At 41.7% G+C, this 21,780-nt stretch carries 16 protein-coding genes; 11 read left to right on the top strand and 5 right to left on the bottom strand.

The annotated features are described in order from the left end of the window. Positions 1-5 precede the first annotated feature (5 nt). The 5 genes from Q1A31_RS04570 to Q1A31_RS04550 all read right to left on the bottom strand — a co-directional run bounded on the left by Q1A31_RS04570 (position 6) and on the right by Q1A31_RS04550 (position 5,954). Positions 6-1,616, bottom strand: a complete 1,611-nt coding sequence (locus tag Q1A31_RS04570) for a carboxyl transferase domain-containing protein (protein ID WP_299873005.1) — start codon at positions 1,614-1,616, stop codon at positions 6-8. 67 nt (positions 1,617-1,683) lie between these two features. Then, positions 1,684-2,820 (bottom strand): acyl-CoA dehydrogenase family protein, encoded by a 1,137-nt coding sequence (locus Q1A31_RS04565; RefSeq protein ID WP_299873002.1) that lies wholly within the window; start codon positions 2,818-2,820, stop codon positions 1,684-1,686. After that, positions 2,820-4,004 carry an acetyl-CoA C-acetyltransferase gene (locus tag Q1A31_RS04560; protein WP_299872999.1) on the bottom strand — a complete coding sequence of 395 codons (1,185 nt, stop codon included), beginning with the start codon at positions 4,002-4,004 and terminating at the stop codon, positions 2,820-2,822. Before Q1A31_RS04560 ends, Q1A31_RS04565 begins: the two co-directional genes overlap by 1 nt. Before the next feature lie 116 nt (positions 4,005-4,120). Then, on the bottom strand, positions 4,121-5,281 hold the full coding sequence (locus Q1A31_RS04555) for an isovaleryl-CoA dehydrogenase (RefSeq protein WP_299873056.1): 1,161 nt from the start codon (positions 5,279-5,281) through the stop codon (positions 4,121-4,123). 259 nt (positions 5,282-5,540) lie between these two features. Beyond that, positions 5,541-5,954 (bottom strand): MerR family transcriptional regulator, encoded by a 414-nt coding sequence (locus Q1A31_RS04550; protein WP_299872996.1) that lies wholly within the window; start codon positions 5,952-5,954, stop codon positions 5,541-5,543. A gap of 364 nt (positions 5,955-6,318) precedes the next feature. Between Q1A31_RS04550 and icmF the strand changes: the two genes are divergently transcribed. The 11 genes from icmF (at position 6,319) to Q1A31_RS04495 (ending at position 21,571) form a co-directional block, all read left to right on the top strand. Continuing rightward, positions 6,319-9,579: a fused isobutyryl-CoA mutase/GTPase IcmF gene (icmF, locus tag Q1A31_RS04545; RefSeq protein ID WP_299872993.1), complete on the top strand. Its 3,261-nt coding sequence runs from the start codon at positions 6,319-6,321 to the stop codon at positions 9,577-9,579. A 95-nt stretch (positions 9,580-9,674) separates the two neighbouring features. Next, positions 9,675-10,523, top strand: a complete 849-nt coding sequence (locus Q1A31_RS04540) for a 3-hydroxybutyryl-CoA dehydrogenase (protein WP_299872991.1) — start codon at positions 9,675-9,677, stop codon at positions 10,521-10,523. 188 nt (positions 10,524-10,711) lie between these two features. Further along, entirely contained in the window at positions 10,712-12,694 is a 1,983-nt protein-coding gene (locus tag Q1A31_RS04535) for an AMP-binding protein (RefSeq protein WP_299872988.1), read from the top strand. Further along, positions 12,694-13,488 (top strand): ABC transporter ATP-binding protein, encoded by a 795-nt coding sequence (locus Q1A31_RS04530; protein WP_299872985.1) that lies wholly within the window; start codon positions 12,694-12,696, stop codon positions 13,486-13,488. The genes Q1A31_RS04535 and Q1A31_RS04530 overlap by 1 nt, the downstream gene beginning before the upstream one ends. A gap of 45 nt (positions 13,489-13,533) precedes the next feature. Next, the gene (locus tag Q1A31_RS04525; protein WP_299872982.1) at positions 13,534-14,535 is read left to right on the top strand and encodes a branched-chain amino acid ABC transporter permease; all 1,002 of its coding nucleotides are present in this window, start codon (positions 13,534-13,536) and stop codon (positions 14,533-14,535) included. Positions 14,536-14,538: 3 nt separating this feature from the next. Continuing rightward, entirely contained in the window at positions 14,539-15,615 is a 1,077-nt protein-coding gene (locus Q1A31_RS04520) for a branched-chain amino acid ABC transporter permease (RefSeq protein ID WP_299872980.1), read from the top strand. 186 nt (positions 15,616-15,801) lie between these two features. Beyond that, on the top strand, positions 15,802-17,094 hold the full coding sequence (locus tag Q1A31_RS04515) for an ABC transporter substrate-binding protein (RefSeq protein WP_299872977.1): 1,293 nt from the start codon (positions 15,802-15,804) through the stop codon (positions 17,092-17,094). A 131-nt stretch (positions 17,095-17,225) separates the two neighbouring features. After that, on the top strand, positions 17,226-18,038 hold the full coding sequence (locus Q1A31_RS04510) for an ABC transporter ATP-binding protein (RefSeq protein ID WP_299872974.1): 813 nt from the start codon (positions 17,226-17,228) through the stop codon (positions 18,036-18,038). A 126-nt stretch (positions 18,039-18,164) separates the two neighbouring features. Then, positions 18,165-19,397, top strand: coding sequence for a phenylacetate--CoA ligase family protein (locus Q1A31_RS04505; RefSeq protein WP_299872971.1), 1,233 nt, complete (start codon positions 18,165-18,167; stop codon positions 19,395-19,397). Positions 19,398-19,426: 29 nt separating this feature from the next. Then, complete coding sequence (locus Q1A31_RS04500) at positions 19,427-20,515, top strand: CaiB/BaiF CoA-transferase family protein (RefSeq protein ID WP_299872968.1); 1,089 nt, start codon at positions 19,427-19,429, stop codon at positions 20,513-20,515. A gap of 249 nt (positions 20,516-20,764) precedes the next feature. Continuing rightward, positions 20,765-21,571 (top strand): ABC transporter substrate-binding protein, encoded by an 807-nt coding sequence (locus tag Q1A31_RS04495; protein WP_299872965.1) that lies wholly within the window; start codon positions 20,765-20,767, stop codon positions 21,569-21,571. The last annotated feature ends 209 nt before the right edge of the window (positions 21,572-21,780 follow it).

The raw sequence follows: 21,780 nt of genomic DNA, 5'->3' as shown, positions 1-21,780 counted from the left end.
TCCCATTACATCCGGAATATGCCGAATTCGGTCTTTTCTATTGGCTTGTTTAAAGAAGCAGAAATAGCTAAACCGAGTACTTTTCTTGTGTCTATCGGATCAATGATTCCGTCATCCCAAAGTCTGGCACTGGCATAATATGGGTGACCCTGCGTTTCATACTGTTCACGCACAGGTTTCATAAATGCCTCTTCCTCTTCTGCCGACCATTCTTTGCCACGTTTTTCCAATGAGTCTCTGGTCACTTGTGCGAGAACACTTGCCGCTTGCTCGCCACCCATAACTGAAATACGTGCATTTGGCCACATCCAGAGGAATCTTCCACCGTAGGCTCGACCACACATTGCATAGTTACCTGCACCAAAACTACCGCCAACTACCACGGTAAACTTAGGTACTTTTGCACAGGCAACGGCAGTTACCATTTTCGCGCCATCTTTGGCGATGCCGCCTTCTTCGTACTTTTTACCTACCATGAAACCGGTGATATTTTGAAGAAAAACGAGTGGTATTCCACGTTGCGAACATAGCTCAACAAAGTGCGCACCTTTAAGTGCAGATTCTGAGAAAAGAATGCCGTTATTAGCAACGATACCTACTGGGTAACCGTGAATGTGCGCAAAACCACAGATTAGCGTTGTTCCATAAAGACGTTTGAATTCATCGAACTCACTACCATCAACGAGTCTCGCAATCACTTCACGAATATCGTATGGCTTACGTAAATCGTTTGGCACAATTCCGTATAACTCATCAATCGGATATAAAGGATCCACTGATTTTTTGATTACTACATCTGGATCTTTCTTACGATTTAGCGTGCTTACTACTTCGCGCGCCATCCCTAAAGCATGCGAATCGTTCATCGCATAATGATCTGTTACACCGGATACTTTTGAATGTACATCAGCTCCACCAAGGTCCTCAGCACTTACCACTTCACCCGTTGCAGCTTTAACTAGAGGTGGACCACCTAAAAAGATAGTGCCCTGATTTTTTACAATAATACTTTGATCAGACATCGCAGGCACATAAGCGCCACCTGCTGTACAAGACCCCATTACCACGGCAATTTGTGGAATTCCCTGGGCTGACATATTGGTTTGATTAAAGAAGATTCGTCCGAAATGCTCGCGATCAGCAAACACATCATCCTGACTCGGTAAATGTGCGCCACCTGAATCTACCAGGTAAATACAAGGTAAGTTATTTTCTAAAGCGATAGCTTGTGCGCGTAAATGCTTTTTTACCGTAATGGGATAATACGTACCACCCTTTACGGTTGCATCATTCGCAACGACCATGCATTCCTGACCGCTGACTCGACCAATACCAACGACCATGCCTCCGGCAGAAATCTGATCCTTACCGTACATTCCAAAACCCGCAAACTGAGAGATTTCAAGGAATGGCGAACCCACATCAAGTAATACACGAATGCGTTCACGAGGAAGTAATTTGCCGCGGCTCAAGTGCTTTTCGCGCGCACTCTCACTACCACCCAAAGAAATCTGAGCAACCTTTTCACGTAAGTCAGCAACGACCTCTTTCATCAGCTTCTGATTATGAAGAAAGCCTTCAGAGCGTGAATTTATTTTGCTTTTAATAACACCCATTTAGTTTATGGAACTCCCGTTAGACTCTATTATTTCTATCTTGTTTCTATATTGCTTCTTTCTATGATTAATCTGCTGTTATTTGTCTTGCGATAACTATGCGTTGAATATCACTGGTACCTTCGTAGATTTGTGCCACACGAACATCTCTAAAAATACGTTCGACAGGAAAATCTTTTAAGTAACCGTAACCACCATGAATTTGAATCGCATCAGAACATATCTTTTCAGCCACTTCAGAAGCAAACAGTTTAGCCATGCAGGCTTCCTTCAAACAAGGCAGCTCAGCATCTCTCAGTTCTGCTGCATTCATCACCATTAAGTGTGCTGCTTCTAATTGAGTCGCCATATCAGCTAAACGGAAACTAATTGCTTGGTGTTCCTGAATAAGCTTGCCGAAACTTTCTCGTTCTTTCGCATACTGTAATGATGCTTCGTAAGCTGCTCGAGCCATACCAACGCACTGTGCGGCAATACCGATTCGACCACTTTCTAGATTACTCAATGCAATCTTGTAACCCTCGCCTTCTTTGCCAATTAAGTGATCAGCAGGTATCCGACAAGCATCAAAAAATATTTGCGCAGTATCAGAGGCATGTTGTCCCATTTTTTCTTCAAGGGATGCCACCTTATAACCCGGGTTATCAGTAGGTACTGCAAATGCACTAATGCCTCGTTTACCCGCTCCTGGATCTGTTACCGCAAATACAATGGCTACATCTGCATATTTACCCGATGTGATGAATTGTTTGGTTCCACTGATAACATAACTATCACCCTCTTTTACTGCTTTGGTTTTTAAGGATGAAGCATCCGACCCAGCCTGAGGCTCGGTCAAACAAAAACAACCTAACTTCTCACCAGAAGCCAATGGCTTTAAATAGGTTTCTTTTAGGAAGTCGCTACCAAACTTTAATAAAGGACCACAAACGACTGAATTGTTTACACTCAAAATAGTGGAGCATGCTCCATCACCTGCAGCTATTTCTTCAATAGCTAAAGCGAACGAGACGTAGTCAATATCTGAACCGCCCCATTCTTCAGGCATTGTCATACCATAAAGGCCTAACTCACCCATTTCTTTAAGTTCTTTTGCAGGAAAGTGGCTGGTTTTATCCCACTCTTCGGCATTAGGTAGAAGACGTGACTGAGCATAATCTCTAGCCATGTCACGAATCATCTTTTGTTCTTGAGACAGAATCATCAGGAGACTATCTCTACTGCCATTGCAGTGGCTTCACCACCACCGATACAAAGAGACGCCATGCCTTTTTTAAGACCTTCTTTTTGTAAAGCGGAAATTAAAGTAACCAGGATTCGTGCACCCGATGCTCCAATTGGATGACCTAAGGCACAAGCACCACCGTGTATATTTACTTTATCTGGAGATAGATCAAGATCATGCATGGCAGCCATTGTTACCACTGCAAACGCTTCGTTCACTTCATACAGATCAACTTCTGCTGATGACCAACCGACTTTTTCTAATAGTATTTTCATTGCATCAACAGGTGCTGTTGAGAACCATGCTGGCTCTTGTGCAAACGTACTGTGTCCACGAATGATAGCGAGAGGCTTTAACCCTCTCTTTTCTGCTTCGCTTTGCTTCATCATAGTTAGCGCTGCAGCACCATCAGAAATAGAGCTAGAGTTAGCAGCCGTTACTGTGCCATCTTTTCTGAAAGCTGGACGTAAGGTTGGAATTTTTTCGAAGTTGGCATTGAATGGCTGCTCATCAGAATCAACAACCGTCTCACCTTTTCTGGATTTGATAGTGACAGGTGCAATCTCAGCTGCAAATGCACCAGAAGTTGTTGCTTCCTGAGCGCGTTTCAAAGAAGTGATAGCAAAGTTGTCTTGTGACTCTCTGGTAAATTCGTACTTATCCGCACAGTCTTCAGCAAATGTTCCCATTAAACGACCCTTTTCATAGGCATCTTCCAATCCATCGAGGAACATATGATCCATTGCCTGAGCATGACCCATACGCATTCCGCTGCGAGCTTTTGGTAATAAGTATGGCGCATTTGACATGCTTTCCATTCCACCTGCGACCATAATATCGTTGGTACCTGCTGCGATTAAATCATGCGCTAACATCGCAGCTTTCATTCCTGAACCGCACATTTTATTAACTGTGGTACAACCTGCAGCTAATGGCAGACCTGCACCTAAACTTGCCTGTCGCGCTGGCGCTTGTCCAAGCCCTGCCGGAAGCACACAACCCATAACAACTTCTTGTACATCTTCTGCACTGATACCTGCTCTTTCAACTGCTGCTTTTATTGCAGTCGCTCCAAGCTCTGTTGCTGGCACATCAGATAATGAACCTTGAAAACCGCCCATTGGGGTGCGGGCTATACCTACGATGACTACTGGGTCATTCATCGCTAATCTCCAAATAATTTATGAGTTAAGTTAAACAGTTTTACTAAATCTGTTTAACTGAAATTGATAAATACTAGTATTTTAAGTAACTTTAAAAACAACTACTAAACAGACACTTACGCTGTTTCGTTAAATAATTCTCTGCCTATTAACATACGGCGAATTTCAGATGTACCCGCTCCAATTTCATAGAGCTTTGCGTCGCGCAATAAACGACCCGTTGGGTATTCATTGGTATAGCCATTTCCACCGAGTGTTTGAATCGCTTCAAGCGCCATCCATGTTGCTTTTTCTGCAGCATATAGAATTGCACCTGCGGCATCTTTACGCGATGTTTCCCCGCGATCACAGGCTTTACCGACTGCATACACATACGCTTTTGTTGCGTTCATGGTGGTGTACATATCTGCCATCTTGCCTTGCATGAGTTCGAATTCACCGATGGCACGACCAAATTGTTTACGTTCGTGTATATAAGGAACAACTACATCCATACATGCTTGCATGATTCCTGTTGGGCCAGCTGATAACACTGCACGTTCATAGTCTAGACCACTCATGAGAACATTGACGCCTTTACCAAGACCACCAAGAATATTCTCTTCAGGGACTTCTACATTTTCAAATACTAATTCACCGGTATTTGATCCGCGCATTCCCAATTTATCGAGTTTTTGGGCTGTTTTTACACCGAATTCTTTTTCAACAATAAAAGCAGTGATTCCCTTAGGACCCGCTTTAAGATCTGTTTTTGCATAAACCACGATCACATCGGCATCAGGACCATTTGTAATCCACATTTTTGTGCCATTCAGCACATATCGATCACCTTTCTTTTCAGCTTTTAACTGCATGCTGACAACATCAGATCCTGCATTTGGCTCAGACATAGCCAGAGCACCAATATGTTCGCCGCTGATTAGCTTTGGTAAATACTTCTTCTTTTGTTCTTCTGCACCGTTACGGTTTATTTGATTCACGCAAAGGTTAGAGTGCGCACCGTAACTTAGGCCAATTGAGGCTGATGCCCTGCTGATTTCTTCCATGGCGATGATGTGGGCAAGATACCCCATATCACTTCCACCGTACTCTTCTGAAACCGTAATTCCCAGTAAGCCCATCTCGCCAAATACTGGCCAGAGCTGATTAGGAAATTCATTGGATATATCAATCTCTGCCGCTAATGGAGCGACTTCTTTTGCGGCAAAATCTCGCACAACATCACGTAACATGTCTGCTGTATCACCAAGATCAAAATTAAGAGTTGGGTAATGAATCATCTCGCGTCCTTTAGAATATGGAATCAATGTTTGGGGTTTTAATATGAGAGGCAAGATACATTACGTTTACGTAAACGTCAATTACAAAAATACGGCTCTTTCAAAAAACAATGACGCGGAGTTATATCATTAAAAAGTGCTCGACTCTGCACAAGTTCCTTTAGATATTTCAAACTACGAAATGAAAAAAGTGCCTTAAAGTACGGGGGTGTGTTTATTAATAATACAGGCTAGATTAACAAGCCTGGTAAACAGTCTATGAATTAATTTTCTCTGAAGCTTCTATTTCATCGAGTGATTTACGGATTTTTTGATAGACTCTTTCAATCTCTTCCAGCGCCATATCGACATCTTGTCTTTGAATCTGGAGCTTCTTTCTTCTATCGTCCATCTTTTCCAGAAGCATTAATATCTGCCCCTTCTCTCCAGACTTAGTCTCGTACATATCAAAAATATCTTTAATTTCAGATAAGGTACAACCGAGTCTTTTACCACGCAACAATAATCTGAGACGCACTCTATCTCTCTCTAGATAAATGCGTTTGTTACCTTCTCTTTTCGGGCCTAGCAGGCCGGATTCTTCATATAGCCGCAAAGCTCGAGGAGTCACCTCAAATTCTTTTGATAAATCAGATATCGTATAAGTCTTAAACTTTGGCTCCTTACTCATTTATCATCCTTTTGGTTCATCCTGATTGCTTAACTTATGCTAGGCTTTACTATCTAGTATTAAATTTCCAGTCTTTTTAACTCTGTAAACTACTAGATTTCATGCAGTACTTTTATACAGAACTTTCATGCAGACTAAAGTACAAATAATGCCACTGCAGTTAAAAATAATAACCTATCATACTGTTATATAAAAAACTTTCAATCTAGCGCCATTCGTTGTGCTTTAACTATAGATAATTAGATTGAAATATGTTGACGTTTACGTAAACGTAATATAACTTAAGTCACCTAATTGAGCAAACCCAATACCACGAACGTACAAAACCCACGCTCTAAACTCGAAATATATTCAGGAAGAATTCATGACTAAAACCAACAAAACCAAAGAGATAGCTAACACTAAGCCTGTAAGCAAAGTCCGTTTTGTTACAGCAGCAAGTCTATTCGACGGTCATGATGCTGCTATCAATATTATGCGACGCATTCTTCAATCAACTGGCGCTGAAGTTATCCACCTAGGCCATAACCGATCAGTTGCAGAAATTGTAGACGCCGCCATTCAAGAAGATGTGCAAGGTATAGCGATTAGCTCATACCAGGGTGGTCATGTTGAATACCTTAAATACATGGTTGATATGCTTAAGGAAAAAGATGCCGCTGATATACGCATCTTTGCAGGTGGTGGTGGCGTCATTGTTCCGGAAGAGATCAAAGAATTAGAAGAACATGGCGTAACTAAAATATATTCTCCCGAAGATGGTCAGAAAATGGGACTACAAGGAATGATCAGCGACATGATAGAACGCTGTTCTTTTGACCCGGGAGAATTATCACCTAAAAAAATCGAACCTTTATTAGAAGGAGATTGGCGCGCCCTATCCCGAGTTATCACTACGCTTGAAAACGACACTATAGAAGATAGCTTTAAAGCTGAGATACTTGAAACAGCAAAGAATTTAGATAAACCCGTTCCTGCACTGGGTATTACCGGAACAGGTGGCTCAGGAAAGTCATCACTAACCGATGAAATAATCAGACGTTTCCGTCTTGGACAAAAAGACAATCTGAAAATTGCGATTGTCGCAGTAGATCCGACCCGCCGTAAGACTGGGGGTGCCTTATTGGGTGACCGTATTCGCATGAATGCGATTGAACACCCAAATATATTTATGCGTTCTATCGCAACACGAGACTCCGTGGGTGAAATACCTGATGTAGTTGGTGACATAGTTGCCGCGTGTAAAATCTCTGGCTTCGATTTGGTTATTGTAGAAACACCCGGTATTGGACAAGGTGATGCTGCAATCGTTCCGCTAGTAGATGCCTCTTTATACGTCATGACTCCTGAGTTTGGCGCACAAAGTCAGTTAGAAAAAATCGACATGCTGGATTTTGCTGACCTTGTCGCAATCAACAAGTTTGATCGTAAAGGCGCAGAAGATGCTTATCGTGATGTGTGTAAACAGGTACAGCGCAATCAAGAAGCATTCATGCAGCCGCCAGAAGAAATGCCTGTATTCGGAACTATCGCTGCTCGCTTTAATGATGACGGTGTCACTGCGCTTTACCATGGATTACTAGCTAAATTACAAGAACTTGGACTACCTGTTGAAGAAGATGCATTACCTCAATCTGACATAAGAAAGTCTTCTGGAAATTCTGTCATCGTTCCACCAGAAAGAACCAGATACTTAGCAGAAATTGCAGAAACCGTTAGAGACTATAAAAAGAGAGTACATCAGCAAGCGCAAATCGCACGTGAAAGACAACAGTTAATTGAATCAAAACGAATGCTTACAGAAGCTGAAACTGATTCTGAAAACCTGGATAGTTTAATTACAAAACGCGAAGACGCATTAGATCCTAAAGCAAAGAAATTATTGGAAATCTGGCCAGAAACGAAAGAGAAATATGCAGCCGAAGAATATGTCGTAAAAATTAGAGATCGTGAGATTCGCACCGCCCTAACCTACACGACCCTTTCAGGAACTGTAATACCCAAAGTTTCACTCCCTCAATTTGAAGATCATGGTGAAATTCTTAAATGGTTATTGCTTGATAATGTTCCTGGTGAATTCCCTTATACAGCAGGCGTTTTTCCTTTTAAACGTGAAGGAGAAGATCCAACACGTATGTTTGCTGGTGAAGGCGACGCTTTTAGAACCAATAATCGTTTTAAGAGACTTTCAGAACACTCTGATGCAAAACGACTTTCTACAGCTTTTGACTCAGTTACTTTATATGGCCAAGACCCTGATGAGCGTCCAGACATTTACGGCAAGGTAGGAAACTCAGGCGTTTCAATTGCCACTCTTGATGACATGAAAGCCTTATACGATGGATTTGATTTGTGTAATCCAACAACATCTGTATCAATGACCATCAATGGTCCTGCCCCTATGATATTGGCGATGTTCTTGAATACTGCGATTGACCAGCAAGCAGCAAAATTTGAAAAAGAGAATAAACGCAAACCCACAGATGATGAGTTTCAGGAAATTCGTTCATGGGCTTTAGAAAATGTTCGTGGAACGGTTCAGGCAGATATCCTTAAAGAAGATCAAGGTCAAAATACCTGTATATTCTCTACTGAATTTGCACTGAAAATGATGGGAGATATTCAGGAATATTTCGTGCATAACCGTGTTCGTAATTTCTACTCAGTTTCTATTTCTGGCTACCATATTGCAGAAGCTGGAGCCAACCCGATATCTCAGTTAGCTTTCACACTTTCTAATGGTTTCACTTACGTAGAAACGTATCTAGCTAGAGGCATGGAAATAGATGATTTCGCAGGAAATCTTTCCTTCTTCTTTAGTAATGGCATGGACCCAGAATATACAGTAATGGGACGCGTTGCCCGCCGTATCTGGTCAACTGCAATGCGCTTCAAATATGGTGCGAATGAGAAAAGCCAAAAACTAAAATATCATATTCAAACTTCTGGACGTTCATTACATGCGCAAGAAATGGATTTCAATGATATCCGAACTACCTTGCAAGCATTGATTGCAATTTATGATAACTGCAACAGCTTACATACCAATGCATACGATGAAGCAATCACGACACCTACTGAAGAATCAGTAAGACGTGCATTAGCCATTCAGCTCATCATCAATAATGAATGGGGATTAGCCAAGAATGAAAACCCGAACCAAGGGGCATTTATTCTGGAAGAGCTAACCGAACTAGTTGAAGAAGCCGTACTTTCAGAATTTGAAAGAATCTCAGAACGTGGCGGCGTATTAGGCGCAATGGAAACGGGCTATCAACGAGGAAAAATTCAGGACGAGTCTCTCTCTTATGAACACAAGAAGCACGATGGCAGCCTTCCAATCATTGGTGTAAATACATTCTTGAACCCTAAGGGCAATAAAGAATTCACGATTGAATTAGCGCGCTCTACTGACGAAGAAAAAGACAGTCAAATCAGAAGATTACGTAGCTTTAATAAATCACACAACGAAGATTCTAAACTGGCGTTAGAACGAGTCAAAGAAGCCGCTATTAATGATGGAAATATCTTTGCCGAACTTATTGAAGCCGCTAGACATTGTTCTTTGGGTGAACTCTCTAATGCCTTATTTGAAGTTGGCGGGCAGTACCGTAGAAATATGTAATCAACCAATTCCGAACAGGCTTATTTAAAGAGCAATCACTAAGTGCGCTCATATTGAATTTTTAAAGAATACTTACATAGGATTAAGAGATAAAGATGGAAATTAAAACGATTGGAGTTGTAGGCGCAGGAACCATGGGCAATGGTATAGCTCAAGTATTTGCTGCTTCAGATTTTGATGTAATTCTGCAAGACATCAGCGAAGAGCAACTTGAGAAAGGCGTTGCAACCATCGCAAATAGTCTTGACCGCCTAATCAAAAAAGAAAGAATCACAGAAGCAGACAAACAAAAAACACTGAGTAAGATAACAACCAATGTTTCTCTGGATGCCTTTTCTGATACTGATTTAATCGTTGAAGCAGCTAGCGAGAGCCTTGAAATCAAGTCTGATATTTTTCAAAAGCTAGATACTATTTGTAAACCTAGTGCGATTTTGGCAACAAATACCTCATCAATATCTCTAACTCGAATAGCACGCGAAACGAAGCGTCCTGAGAAAGTGATCGGCATGCACTTTATGAATCCTGTACCGGTTATGAAACTGGTAGAGATTATTAGGGCTTTACAAACTGATGATTCAACCTATGCTTCTATAGAAGAGTTATCAAAGCAAATTGGCAAGACGCCTGTTGAATGCAATGACAGCCCTGGCTTTGTCTCTAATAGAATCCTTATGCCTATGATCAATGAGGCTATTTACACAGTATACGAAGGTGTAGCTAAGGCTGAAGCTATTGATGAAATCATGATGTTAGGTATGGCTCACCCAATGGGTCCGTTAGCACTAGCTGATCTGATAGGACTGGATACTTGCCTTTCAATCATGAAAGTTCTTCACGAAGGTTTGGGTGATTCCAAGTACCGTCCCTGCCCTTTATTAACCAGAATGGTTGATGCTGGATATTTAGGCAGAAAAACGGGCAAAGGGTTTTACGAATATTAATACTGTTTAGGATTAGTATTAATAAAATATTGATTTTAGTCAATTTAATCACTGGACATTACCTTTACGTAAACGTAATGTAGCGTCAACATTGAAACGCTATAAAATCTAATAATAAGACAGACCTTACCCGCTAAAAGGTCTCGAATAACAAACCCACTATATGGACATTGAGAAGGAGCTCTGGGATGGCAGACAGCCCCAAAGAAACAAGTAAGATAAGTAACGATTTAGATACCTTCCCAAAATTATTATTGGACCACGCTAAAAAACGTCCAAATAAAGATGCAATACGTGAAAAAGATTTAGGCATCTGGCAGTCATGGACATGGTCCAAAGCAGCCGAAGAAATTAGTGCTCTAGCTAATGGCTTAGCCTCTTTAGGATTTAAACGAGGCGACAAGCTAGCGATAGTAGGAAACAACCGCCCTCGCCTCTACTGGGGAATGTGTGCAGCACAATGCCTGGGTGGAATACCGGTTCCGGTTTACCAGGACTCAGTCGCTGAAGAAATTCAATATGTATTAGATCACTCAGAAGTACGCTTTGCCTTAGTAGAAGATCAGGAGCAAGTCGATAAAATGCTTGAGATCTATGATAACTGTCCGGCAATGGAAACGATTATCTATGATGATCCACGCGGACTTAGAGACTACGATAAAACACACTTACATGACTTTGAAAAACTTCAAGATCTTGGAAGAGAATTTGCTAAAGAAAATCCTGATTACTTATTACAGGAAATCAATAAAGGTTCTGGCGAAGACATAGGTATATTCCTTTATACCTCGGGAACGACAGGCAAGCCGAAAGGCGTTGTCATGACAAACAACAACATTCTCATTACTGCCAGGAACAGTGTTAAGTTTGATAATTTAACAGAAAACGAAGAAATCGTTTCTTATCTGCCTATGGCCTGGGTTGGTGATCACATATTCTCTTACGCACAAGCGTATGTCACAGGGTTCTGTGTTAACTGTCCAGAAAGTACCGAGACAGTAGCTACCGATTTAAGAGAGATCGGACCTACCTATTACTTTGCTCCTCCACGAGTATTCGAAAACATTTTAACCACTGTAACCATCAGAATGCATGATGCCAGTAAGCTTAAGCAGAAAATGTTTAATTACTTCATGGGCGTTGCCAGGAAAACCGGTGTCGACATGCTTGATGGTAAGCAAGTCACAGCAAAAGAACGTTTCTTGTACTGGTTAGGAAATATTCTGGTTTATGGCCCACTAAAAAACACCATGGGTTTCAGCCGAATACGCCTAGCCTATACTGCTGGTGAGGCTATCGGGCCTGAAATCTTTGATTTCTTCCGCTCATTGGGAATTAACGTCAAACAACTCTATGGCCAAACAGAAGCTGCTGTATTTATAACCATGCAACCTGATGGCGAAATATTCGCTGATACTGTTGGTATCCCTGCTCCAGGTGTTGAAGTAAAAGTGAATGACGATGGTGAAGTAATTTACCGTGGACCTGGAGTTTTTCATAGTTACTACAAGAATGAAGAATCAACAAAAGAAACCAAAAATGAAGAAGGCTGGGTTCTCACAGGTGATGCTGGTTACTTCGCTGATAATGGCCACCTAAAAATTATCGACCGTGCCAAGGATGTAGGTAAGTTTGTTGACGGAACTATGTTTGCGCCGAAGTATATTGAAAATAAACTGAAATTCTTCCCGCATATTAAAGAAGTCGTTGCAATTGGCGATGGTAAAGATCATTGCACCGCGTTTATCAATATAGATTTAGAAGCGGTTGGTAACTGGGCTGAACGAAATAATGTGGGTTACGCGAGTTATCAAGAATTAGCAGGTCATGAAGAAGTTTACAAAATGATGCTAGAAAGCATCGAGCAAGTAAATAAAGATCTATCAACCGATAGTTTGATGTCCAAATCTCAAATACACCGTTTCCTCATACTGCACAAAGAACTCGATCCAGATGATGGAGAGCTCACTCGTACAGGAAAAGTCCGTAGACGTATTGTTGCTGAAAAGTACGGCGTGTTGATAGACGCTTTATATAACGGCTCGAAGGATTGCTACATCAACACCGAAGTTGCATTTGAAGACGGCCGTAAAGGATCTATCGAGGCAACACTCAGAATAGAAGAGGCAGAAACATTTACCCCTGCCCCAGCAACCAAGGGGGCAAACTAATGGATCAAGATAATAGAATTGGTGACACGTTACTAGAAGTTAAGAACATATCCTTATCATTTGGTGGTGTAAAAGCTCTTACTGATATCAGTTTTGACATCAAAGAAGGTGAAATACGCGCGATTATTGGCCCGAATGGTGCCGGTAAAAGCTCGATGCTGAATGTTATTAACGGTTTTTACCATCCTCAAGAAGGTGAAGTCTGGTTCCGTGGTAAAAAACGTGAAGCGATGAAGCCTTATCAAGTAGCAAGACAAGGTGTAGCTCGTACCTTCCAGAATATTGCTTTGTTTAAAGGAATGTCGACACTAGACAACTTGATGACAGGCTGTATCACTCACATGAAAACCAATATCTTTTTGCAGGCAATCTGGAAAGGCCCAGCTGAAAGAGAAGAATTAGAATTCCGCGAACGCGTTGAACACATCATTGATTTTCTAGGTATTCAAGCCATTCGTAAAACACCCGTAGGCAGACTGCCTTACGGTATGCAGAAACGTGTTGAGTTAGGTAGAGCATTAGCTGCACAGCCTAAGTTACTGTTATTAGACGAGCCTATGGCTGGCATGAACCTCGAAGAAAAAGAGGATATGAGTCGTTTCATACTCGATGTGAATGATGTATTCGGAACAACAATTACCTTAATCGAACACGATATCGGCGTGGTAATGGATTTATCAGACAGAATCGTAGTGCTTGATTACGGTTGCAAACTTGCAGATGGAACGCCGGATGTGGTGCGTAATGACCAAGCCGTAATTGATGCATATTTGGGGGTGAGTCATGATGACTAATATAACTTTAACTAAAGTTTTAAATACACACGCAAGGAGCCAACAATGAGTCCATTATTTCTCAATGCACTTGAGGTTATCTTGAATGGTCTGATGGCCGGAATCATGTACTCTCTCGTTGCTTTAGGATTTGTTTTAATCTTTAAAGCATCAGGCATATTCAACTACGCTCAAGGTGTTATGGCATTATTTGCGGCACTAACACTGGTTGGTTTTCAAACGGGACAAGTTCCCTTTGCTCATCTGATTAATGCCATGTTCGGTACTGAAATTCATCACTGGGGAAGTGGTATGAACACCTTCCTTGCAATCATCCTTACGATGATTGTGATGATCATCTTTGCCTGGCTATTAGAAAAAATAGTCCTCAAACATATGGTCAATCAAGCGCCTATTATCCTGTTTATGACAACCATAGGATTAGCCTACTTCATGGAAGGTTTTGGCGATCTTATGTGGGGCGCTGATATTAAAACGATGGATGTAGGTTTGCCATCTGGTGGTTCTATCTGGCTAGAAGACTTCACCAAAGGCTGGGCGGCAGAAGGCACAGAATATTATGGTATGTATATTGACGTGTTAGATGTATGGGCTGCTGGTATTGCCATATTACTGGTTATCGCCCTTACCCTATTCTCGCAATACACAAAAACCGGACGAGCTTTACGTGCAGTTGCTGATGATCACCAGGCAGCATTAACCGTTGGTATATCACTTCGTACTATATGGATTATCGTTTGGTCGCTCGCAGGTTTCGTCGCATTAGTTGCCGGAATCATGTGGGGCTCTAAATCTGGTGTTCAATTCTCCTTATCATTAATTGCATTGAAAGCACTACCCGTATTGATACTGGGAGGATTTACTTCAATCCCCGGTGCAATCATCGGTGGCTTGATTATCGGTGTGGGTGAAAAATTATTCGAATTTTCAATTGGCGGCATGATCGGTGGAGCAACCGAAAACTGGTTTGCCTATGTTCTGGCTTTGGCCTTCCTTATGTTCAGACCACAAGGTCTGTTCGGTGAAAAAATCATAGAGAGGGTTTAAACAATGTTTTATAGAGAATCTGGGGATTTTAAAACCAATTACGCTGATGATCAGCAATCCTTTCCAATAAAGTTAGATCGCTATGCGGTTTGGATACTACTTGCTTTTGCTTTTTTTGTAGTACCGTTTTTTATTAATGATTATTGGGAAAAATCTGTATTAGTTCCCTTCCTGGTTTGGTCGATGGCTGCGTTGGGATTAAACATCCTTACAGGATATTGTGGTCAGGTAAGTTTAGGAACCGGCGGTTTTATGGCCGTAGGTGCCTACTCTTGTTATAAGCTGATGGTCGCCTTTCCGGGATTGAATATATTCTTTGTGGTAATCCTTGCAGGATTGATCACCGCAGTCGTTGGTATTGCATTCGGACTTCCCAGTTTAAGAATTAAAGGTTTTTATCTGGCTGTTGCCACATTGGCCTCGCAATTCTTCTTGATCTGGATGTTCAATAAAATCCCGTGGTTTTACAACTACTCATCATCAGGAATGATCACTGCACCAGAGCGTACTATGTTTGGTATAGCTATTTCAGGGCCGTCAGCGCCCTCCTGGGCAACCTACTTATTCTGTTTAACATTGGTAACCATTTTTGCCTTTATGGCACGAAACCTGACCAGAGGGCGAATAGGACGCGCATGGAAGTCTATTCATGACATGGATATCGCTGCAGAAATTATAGGAATTCCACCGCTTCAAGCAAAATTATCTGCATTTGCGGTGAGTTCGTTCTATATAGGTATGTCAGGTGCGATGTTATTTGGTGTTTACCTAGGTTCAGCAGAACCGGGCGAAGCCTTTGGTATCGACAAATCATTCTTAGTATTATTTATGGTTATCATCGGTGGACTTGGCAGTATCTTAGGATCTTTCCTAGGCGCAGCGTTCCTGATTCTGGTACCTGTTTTAATGAAGAATATCATGGTTGGTGCTTTTGGATGGCCAGCCGATTTAGCAGCACATCTTGAACTATTATTTATAGGTGCGTTGATAATGTTTTTCCTAGTCGTTGAACCTCATGGGCTTGCACAGCTATGGCGTATGACGAAAGAGAAATTACGACTCTGGCCGTTCCCCCACTAAGCCAGAAAGTGAAATGGCGTTTGTACACTTACTTAGAACACAGAGTTAATACACTAAGTAGGTGGACTGACGATTGTAAGAGATTTTTGCATGAGATTATGATGAGAGAAAACTGGGGAATCTAAACCATTTTTATCCATCATCATTCTCATACAAGAGTCTCTAAAGTTTATAAGAGGAGTAAATATGAAAATAAAACAATTTGGTGCAGCTCTTGTGGCAGCAACGATACTGGCGACATCTGTCCCTGTAGCAGCTGACCTTACATTCCCGATGCTTAGTTATCGAACTGGGCCTTACGGACCGAACGGAGCAGAATTTGCAGATGGATACGCCGATTATTTCACTTTGTTGAATGAGCGTGATGGTGGTATTGGAGGCGCAAAAATCCTGACACCTGAATGTGAAACAGCCTATAACACAGCAAAAGGTGTTGAGTGTTATGAGTCGACCAAAGAAGGTGCTTTAGTTTATCAGCCACTTTCAACCGGTATCACGTATCAGTTAATTCCTAAAGTAACTGCAGATGATATCCCAATGCACACCATGGGTTATGGTCGTACATCAGCTGCAAACGGTAAAGTGTTCAGTCACGTATTTAACTACCCTGCTAATTACTGGGATGGTGCGTCAGTTATTATCAAGCACATTTCTGATGAAGAGAAAGGAGATTTAAAAGGTAAAAAAATCTCTCTGGTTTACCACAACTCTGCATACGGTAAAGAGCCAATCCGTACATTGGAAGAACTGGCTAAAAAACATGGTTACGTGTTAACACTGATTCCTGTAGACCATCCTGGTCAAGAGCAAAAATCTCAATGGCTTCAACTTCGTCGTGACCGTCCTGATTACATCATCATGTATGGTTGGGGTGTAATGAACCAGGTAGCAATCAAAGAAGCGACTAATATTCGTTTTGATATGTCTAAGTTCATTGGTATTTGGTGGTCAGGTTCTGAAAATGACGTATTACCAGCTGGCGATAAAGCAAACGGCTATAAAGCGGTTACCTTCCATGGTGTAGGTGATAACTATCCGATATTTGATGAACTCAAAAAGTTTGTTAAAGATGCAGGTAAAGCAGCCGGTGATGGTTCTAACCTTGGTACAGCTTTATACAATCGTGGCATGTACGCAGCAATGCTTGCAGCAGAAGCAGCAGCTAACGCGCAAAAAATCCACAGCACTAAAGATCTAACCGGTGCACAGATGCGTGATGGTATGGAATCTCTGAAGATTGACCAGGATCGCATGAAAGCACTTGGTTTAGAAGGATTTGGTCCTGAGATCAATGTTACTTGTGCGAATCACGGTGGCCCTGGTTTAGGTGCAATCCAGCAATGGGATGCAAAAGCCAAGAAATGGTCATTAATTACCGACTTCGTAGAATCAGATCGTTCAGTGATTGATCCATTAATCGCAGAAGATTCTGCAGCTTATGCTAAAGAAAATAGTATAAAAGAACGCGATTGTAAGTAAGAAAAAACAGTAAGAAAGTTGTAAGGCTACTTGTCAAAAAGTAGTCCTTTATTTGAGAGGGCCACCTCGTAAATGGTGGTCTTCTCTTAAATAAATTTAACCTAATAAATCAAACCTGGTGATAGTTAATTATGTCGACAGAAAACAATATCCTCAGCATTAAGAATATCGAAGTGATTTATGATCACGTCATTCTTGTACTTAAAGGGGTATCCCTAGATGTGCCTAAAGGCGGAATCGTGGCCTTACTCGGTGCAAACGGTGCTGGCAAAACAACTACCATTAAATCAATTTCAAACATCCTTAAGACAGAACGTGGTGAAGTAACCAAAGGTTCTATCAGTTTTGAAGGAGAGCAAATCCAAGACCTCTCCCCTACTGAGCTTGTAAAAAAGGGTGTTGTACAAGTTATGGAAGGCCGTCACTGTTTCGAACATTTAACAGTAGAAGAAAACCTGTTAACAGGTGCCTATATCCGTAAAGATGGTCGCAAAGCCATCGCCGAAGATCTGGAAAAAGTATATACATACTTTCCACGCCTAAAAGAACGCCGCAAAAGCCAGGCAGGTTATACCTCTGGTGGAGAGCAACAAATGGTTGCTGTTGGTCGCGCGCTCATGGCAAAACCCAAATTAATCCTACTGGATGAACCATCGATGGGACTTGCCCCTCAATTGGTTGAAGAAATTTTTGAAATCGTAAAGTCTTTGAATGAAAAAGAAGGCGTTACGTTTTTACTCGCCGAGCAAAATGTCTCGGTCGCATTACGCTATGCAACCTATGGCTATATTCTAGAAAATGGCCGCGTGGTAATGGATGGCGAAGCTAAAGCCCTCTCTGAAAACGAAGACGTTAAAGAGTTCTACCTCGGACTCAGTGATGGTGATAAGAAAAGCTTCCGTGATGTTAAACATTACCGTCGTCGTAAGCGTTGGTTGGCGTAAAGGATTCTCTTAGAATCCTTATACAAAAAAGTGCCTTAAAGTAGGGGGGTGTCTTTTTTACTTAACATTTAGCGATTATTATCAACACCTACTATTCCTTATTAAAACTGTTGAGAATTAAGCGTTATGTCAGATTTTTACGATGCACTTGAAACCCGAACGCCAGCTGATCGTGAACAAGCCCTAATAAAAGCTGTTGCAGATCAGGTAGCGCATGCCAAAGCAAACACTACTGCGTATGCGAAAGTATTAAAAGACTTCGATCCGGCTTCGATTACATCAACAGCGGATATCGCAAAGCTACCCATCACGCGCAAATCCGAGCTCATCGAACTACAAAAGAAGGATCGTCCTTTTGGTGGATTAGACGCCAAAGGCATCAAGCTATCGCATATATTTGCATCACCCGGCCCTATCTACGAACCCGGCACCAAGAAAGAAGATTTCGCACGTTTTGCACGTTCACTTTATGCCGCAGGTTTTCGTTCAGGTGGAATCGCGCATAACTGTTTTGCCTATCACTTTACGCCTGCAGGCATCATGCTGGAAAACAGCGCACAGGCCTTAGGCTGCGCAGTAATACCAGCAGGAACGGGCCAGACAGAATTACAAATTCAAACCATCGCTGATTTAAAACCAGACAGTTACATTGGTACGCCCTCTTTCCTTAAAATCATTCTGGATAAAGCTGAATCTCTGGATGCAGATGTCAGTTCAATTACCAAAGCACTGGTCACAGGCGAAGCTTTACCACCGTCAATTCGCGCTAATTTTGCAGAAAATGGTATTGCAGTTTATCAATGTTATTCCTCTGCTGACCTTGGATTGATCGCCTATGAATCAGAAGCTCAAGAAGGCTTAATCATCGATGAAGGTATCTATTTAGAAATCGTCCGACCCGGTACGGGTGACCTCGTTGAAGATGGCGAAGTGGGCGAAGTAGTTGTGACTAGCCTCAACCCTGATTACCCTTTAATCCGCTTTGCAACAGGTGATTTATCTGCAATTATGGAAGGGCAAAGCCCCTGTGGTCGCACCAATAAACGTATCAAAGGCTGGATGGGACGAGCCGATCAAACCGCAAAAGTGCGCGGTATGTTTATCCACCCAGAACAGGTTGATAAGGTATTCAAACGCCACCCAGAATTAGCCAAAGTACGTTTAGTCGTTAGCTGGGAAAACGAAAGCGATCAGCTCACCCTAAAGTGTGAAACCGATCAAAGCTCTGATGAACTTGCTAACGAAATCAGCACCAGCATTAGAGATATCTGCAAACTACGTGGTGAAGTAGAATTCGTTGAAATTGGCAGCCTGCCTAACGATGGCACTGTTATCGAAGACGCACGAGACTACGACTAATCAATCATGATTAGGGCAACACTGAGTATATGAACACCTTTCTGTCTCAATATAAAATTCTCGATCTCTCGCAATATATTCCTGGTCCTTATGCGACAAGGCAACTCGCCGATCTTGGCGCAAATGTGATTAAGGTTGAACCACCTGCGGGTGATCCCATGCGACATTTTATGTCAGATTCGGTTGATGAATCCGACTACTCTCCCATTTACCAACACCTCAATCGCGGCAAGCGCATTGTCAAAATAGACCTGAAACAGGAATCTGGAAAAGAATCGCTGAGAAAACTCATTAAAGATGCCGATGTACTCCTCGAATCTTTTCGTCCCGGAGTGATGGCGCGATTAGGCTTCGATCGAGACGCATTAAATCAACTCAATCCCACACTTATCCATTGCGCCCTTTCAGGCTTCGGACAAAACGGTCCTTACGAACAGAGAGCCGGACACGATCTCACTTACTGCGCGGTCAGTGGCGCATTGAGTAACTCAGGTATTAGCGAAAGACCCGTTATGTCGTTTCCGCCGATAGCCGATCACGCAGGCGCGATGCAAGCCTCTAATACGATATTGGCAGCGCTATTAAGTCGCACCAATACCAATAAGGGCGCTTTCATTGATATCAGCCTGTATGAATCTGCACTGGCCTGGCAGTACTTAAATTTCCATGAGAACACTCACAATAAAAATCCAGAACGCGAAGCGCTGTTATTAAACGGTGGTGCCGCTTGTTACAATATTTACCAAACGGCTGATGATCGATTTATTGCACTCGCGCCTTTAGAAATGAAATTTTGGCTAGCGTTTTGTAAAGCCCTGTCGAAACCAGAATGGATTGATAGGCAATCAGATGCTCTTCCGCAAACCTCACTCATTCAAGAAATTACGGAGCTATTTAAAACAGAATCGCTTTCTCATTGGAACGCCGTTTTTGAAGGTGTCGATTGTTGTTATGAACCGATATTGCTGGCAGATGAAGTCGCCAGACATCCGCAGATTATTTCAAGAGGTAACCTGAATAATGCTAATCCACAATTTGCGGCATGGATTGATGGTGAGGCTGTTGAGACATCTGAAAATGTTACTGTGATGGAATCTGGAATCGATATTAATTGGTAATTAGATTAAATAGGTCACCCCCCTACTTTAAGCCGTTTTTTCATATATTTAATCAAAACATCACCACCTAGGGCTATCGTTACTGCGCTCTGATATTGACTACGCTAAGGCTGGGCACTGATCAAAAATCATTAATACCTACTTAAAAAAACTACTTTATAACCGAGAATAAATGTATGCTATACAAATAATAATAAGAGTTATAAAGCCTCAAAATAATAACAAAACTATTAGGATCGATAGGAGAGTATGAATATAAGCAGCTTAGTTGGATATAGAGTGCTCTGCACTTTTACTGCCATCTTGGTGATGTGCAGTGGGTTTATTACAACTCAGACAGTAAATGCTCAATCCCTTACTTTTGGATTTGGCGATACCCAAACCCCTCCCCGTAAATGGAAAGTAGATGGAGAATATCTAGGCGTCTATTTTGATGTTATCGATGAGGTTATGGCGCGTAGCAAAATCAAAATCGACGTCAACCCTTATCCGCATGAACGACTTTTGCAATATCTTGAAAACGGCGTAATAGATGGAGCGATAGGTTTATACAAAACTCCTGAACGCGAAAAATATGCGACCTATGTGGATATCCCAATAGCCTGGTCAGAAATGCGTATTTTTATCAAAAAAGGACAACAATTCCAGATTAAAAACATCAACAATTTTTCAGGAAAAATCATTGGTAAAATTAGAGGTGTATCCATCAATAAAGAATTTGATGATGCGGTTGAAAGGGGTGAATTTTCAGTCGAGGAAACAAGAAGCTACACACAATCCATAAAAAAACTCATGATCGAAAGAATCGACGTGTTGATAGCCCCAGAGATGTCGACACAACATCTTTTGAAAGAAATGAATCTTTTAGATGAAGTCGAAATGCTGCCCTTTCATTTCAAACGAATCAGACCTGTGTTTATCCTTTTTTCCAAAGCCGCGGATACCCCAGAGAAAAAAGCCATGTTTGAAAAAATACGTGAAGTGCTTATTGAAATGGAAATAGAAAAGAAATTTCAAGATATTTTACTTAAATACAGCGTTGTTTCAGCACCCTAAACCCGAACGCCAATCATGTAACTACAACGAAAATAAATTGAATTAGTCACCCCCCTACTTTTAGGGTGTTTTATAGTTTTCCCCTAACACATCAATATAGACTACACTCAAAACGCTAATAGTTTTTGCGAGCCTGGAACAAGATAGAAACCCCAAACCCAATTTAGATCCTTGGTATTTATGCTTGTCATAAAATCAATCCAAGCCTT

This window comes from uncultured Cocleimonas sp. (genome assembly GCF_947495625.1).
GTDB lineage: Bacteria > Pseudomonadota > Gammaproteobacteria > Thiotrichales > Thiotrichaceae > Cocleimonas.
The sequence above is the reverse complement of the archived record's forward strand: the minus strand, read 5'-3'. Positions and strand labels throughout refer to the sequence as shown.